3 protein-coding genes are annotated in these 3,407 nt (G+C 71.4%); all 3 read left to right on the forward strand.

All coding sequences use genetic code 11. From position 1 onward, the window contains the following. Positions 1 to 366 precede the first annotated feature (366 nt). From WA805_RS16740 to WA805_RS16750, 3 genes are read left to right on the forward strand one after another with little or no spacing between them, the layout of a single operon-like run. On the forward strand, positions 367 to 1,164 hold the full coding sequence (locus WA805_RS16740) for an IclR family transcriptional regulator (RefSeq protein ID WP_425242803.1): 798 nt from the start codon (positions 367 to 369) through the stop codon (positions 1,162 to 1,164). Positions 1,165 to 1,209: 45 nt separating this feature from the next. Further along, positions 1,210 to 2,397: a CaiB/BaiF CoA transferase family protein gene (locus WA805_RS16745; RefSeq protein ID WP_422285552.1), complete on the forward strand. Its 1,188-nt coding sequence runs from the start codon at positions 1,210 to 1,212 to the stop codon at positions 2,395 to 2,397. Beyond that, positions 2,394 to 3,227 (forward strand): citryl-CoA lyase, encoded by an 834-nt coding sequence (locus WA805_RS16750; RefSeq protein WP_422285553.1) that lies wholly within the window; start codon positions 2,394 to 2,396, stop codon positions 3,225 to 3,227. The genes WA805_RS16745 and WA805_RS16750 overlap by 4 nt, the downstream gene beginning before the upstream one ends. Positions 3,228 to 3,407 lie beyond the last annotated feature (180 nt).

Raw genomic sequence — 3,407 nt, forward strand, 5'->3', positions numbered from 1 at the left:
CTGCATCCCTGGCGAAGCGGACCGCCGCCGCGACGTCGGCGGGGGTTGCCGCCACCGCGCGGCTGACCACCTGCCGCACGTACGGGCCGGTTCGCTCGGTCCACGGACCGTCTCGCAACCACTTGCCCGCGATGAGCGCCGGTGCGGTTGCTATCTCTTCGGTAATCACGAGGTCCACCTAATGGTTCAATTGAACCGTTATACGGATGGGGTGTAACGTACGGTCTGGCCGTCGGGTATGGCAATAGCGTCGGCGAGAAAGTTGCGCAGATGTGAAGCTGGCCTGGCGCCCAACGAACCGGACTCGGCGGAGGGCACCATGTTGGAAAGTCCGTGGGTCAGACCGATCCGGATAGTGAGGCACACGTGGAGACAGCGGCGGCACGGCCGGGGCAGAGCGGGGATTCCGCCGACGTGCAGGGCGTCAGGAGCATCCGCCGGGCGCTCGACATCCTGTCCCTGCTGACCGAGGAGAAACCGTCGGTGTCGATCCGCGACATCACGGAGGCGACCGGCCTGCCGAAGACCACGGTGCTCCGCCTGGTGCACACGCTCGAGCACAGCGGGCTGCTGTGGGCCACCTCCGGCGGGTACGTCGCCGGGCCGGGGCTGTGGCGCTGGGCTTATCTGGCCCGGCGAAGCTGGCAGCTGCCGCCCGAGACGCAGGCGCTGATGCGCGAACTCGGCGCCAGGCACCAGGAGACGGTGAACCTGTACGTGCTGCGCGACATCTGCCGGGTGTGCGTCGCGCAGCAGGAGTCGCCTCGCCCGCTGCGCCACGTCGTCCAGGTGGGCGACGAGCTCCCGCTGTGGGCGGGCGCCTCGTCCAAGGTCTTGCTCAGCGACGCGCCGGACGCGCTGCTCGCCCGCGTCGCGCGCCGCTCGCCTGAGGGCGACAGCCATCTGGAGACGCTGCGGAAGTGGGCGGCCGCCGCCCGGCGTGACGGGTACGCGGTCAGCCACGGCGAACGGGAGGAGGGCCTGTCCGCGGTCGCGGCGCTGGTCACCGGCCGCTCCGGCGCCGTGGTGGCAGCGCTGGCGCTGAGCGGCCCCACGCTGCGCTTCACGGCGGAACGGGTGGCAGCCTTCACGACCGACCTGAAGCAGGCCGCCGCGCGGATGTCCGAGCGAGGGTTCGACCATCCGCTCGGCCCGGCCACCTGAGGACCGACAGCTAGCACCTTCCTGGTGCCCCCAAGGAGTATGCGCATGCAGCACAAACCGCTCAGCGGCATCCGGGTACTCGACCTCACCAACGTCCTGGCCGGCCCCTACTGCAGCTATCAGCTGATGCTGCTCGGCGCGGACGTCGTCAAGATCGAGCTGCCGGGGGAGGGGGACCTGGCCAGGCATCTCGGCCCGGACGTGGATCTGAACGAGATGGGGATCGGTGCCTCGTTCCTCGCCCAGAACGCCGGCAAGAGGTCCGTTGAGCTGAACCTGAAGGCGGCTGGCGACCGCGAGGTGTTCGAGGGCATGGTGCGCGAGACCGACGTGTTGCTCGAGAACTTCCGCGCCGGTGTCCTGGCCAGGCTCGGCTTCGGCTGGCCCGAGCTCCGCGAGCTGAACCCGCGGCTGGTGTACTGCGCGATCTCCGGGTTCGGACAGTCCGGGCCGATGCGCCGCGCGCCCGCCTATGACCAGGTGATCCAGGGTCTGTCCGGGATGATGTCCATCACCGGGACGCCGGAGACCGCGCCGCTGCGAGTCGGCTTCCCGATCTGCGACACGGTGGGCGGCCTGATGGCTGCGATGGCCATCGCCGCGGCGCTGGCCGGCCGGGGGGAGACCGGCCGCGGCTGCTTCCTCGACGTGTCCATGCTCGAGGCCGCCATCTCCGCGATGGGCTGGACCGTGTCCAACTACCAGGTCACCGGGGTCGCGCCAGAGCCGATGGGCGATCAGAACGCCACGGCCGCGCCGTCGGGCACTTTCGACGCGGCCGACGGGCCGCTGAACATCGCGGCCAACCAGCAAGAGCAGTTCGAGAAGCTGTGCCGCGAGGTGGGCAGGCCGCAGCTCGCCACCGATCCCCGGTTCGCCGACCGGGAGGCGAGGAAGCGCAACCGCGCCGCGCTCAGCGACGAGCTCAACGCGGCGCTCAGCCAGCGGACCGCCGTCGAGTGGGAGCAGGCGCTGACCGCGGTCGGCGTGCCGGCCGCGCGGATCCTGACCGTGCCGCAGGCGGTGGAACTCGACCAGCTCGCGTATCGCGGCTTCTTTACCGACCTGCCGTACCCGGACGGCTCTGGCAGGGTGCTGCGAGTCAGCGGGAACGGCGTGCTCATCGACGGTGAGCCGCTGCGGCCGCCGGCCCCGCCGCCGCTGCTCGGAGAGCACAACGCCGAACGGGCGTCGCTCGTCGATGACTGGCGCGTCTCCAGGAGGGTGTCGTGACAACGCTTGACGATGTGACCCGGTGGTGGGGAACCTCGGTCTCCAGGATCGAACCCGGCGTGATCGAGTACCGCGGCCGGCCCGTGCAGGACCTGATCGGCTCGACCAGCCTGGTATCGGCAGCCTGGCTGCTGATCCGGGGCTCATTGCCGTCTCCCGCACAGGAGGCGCTGCTCGAGGCGGCGCTTGTGGCGGGGGCCGACCACGGCCCGCAGGCCCCCTCGATAGCGGCTGCCCGGATGGCCGCCACCTGCGGCGTCGGGCTGAACACGGTGGTGGCGACCGGGGTCGGGATGCTCGGCGACGTGCACGGCGGCGCCGGAGAGCAGGCGGTGCAGCTGTTCGGCGAGATCCGCGAGGCCGAGCGGGACGGCGAGGACCTGGCTGCCGCCACCGACCGGGTGCTCGCGGCCTGGCAGGCGAAGTCGCGGTACGTTCCGGGGTTCGGGCACCGCTTCCATCCGGTCGACCCGCGGCGCGCTCCGCTGCTCGGCATGGTGGCCAACGCCGCGGAGCAGCAGGTCGTGTCCGGCGACTACTTGCGTGCCGCGCTCGCCGTCGAGGACGCGCTGAACCGGGGCCGGAGCAGGCCCGTCCCGATGAACATCGACGGCGCCACCGCGGTGATCTATGCCGAGCTCGGGTTCGCGCCGCCGCTGGCACGCGGGCTGTTCGTGCTCAGCCGGACCATCGGCATCCTGGCGCACGGCTGGGAAGAGAGCCAGCAGGGCCGCAGGAACAAGGGGCCGATGCCGCCGCCGATGCTGCCCGCGTACCTGGGCGAGGACGCCGGTGACAGTGACGCTGGTGACAGTGCGGTGAGTGGCTGAGCGGCGCCGGGCCGCCGGGAAGGCGCGCATGCCGTCAGCCGAGCACTGCGCACAGCGCCTGCCTGGCCTGCGCGGCGTACTGAGCGGGGGTGAGCCTAGCCCGCGCGGACTGGCACGGCGCTTCGACCGAGACGGGCAGGCCGGATGGCAGGGCGCGGAGCATCTCCGCGAGCGGAAGCT

Origin of the sequence: Trebonia sp. (genome assembly GCF_049794275.1) — a bacterium.
Classification (GTDB): Bacteria; Actinomycetota; Actinomycetes; order Streptosporangiales; family Streptosporangiaceae; genus Trebonia.

What these genes read in the sequence shown, in the direction of transcription:
- WA805_RS16745 (WP_422285552.1), top strand. Translation starts at nt 1,210, where the DNA reads ATGCAGCACAAACCGCTCAGCGGCATCCGGGTACTCGACCTCACCAAC.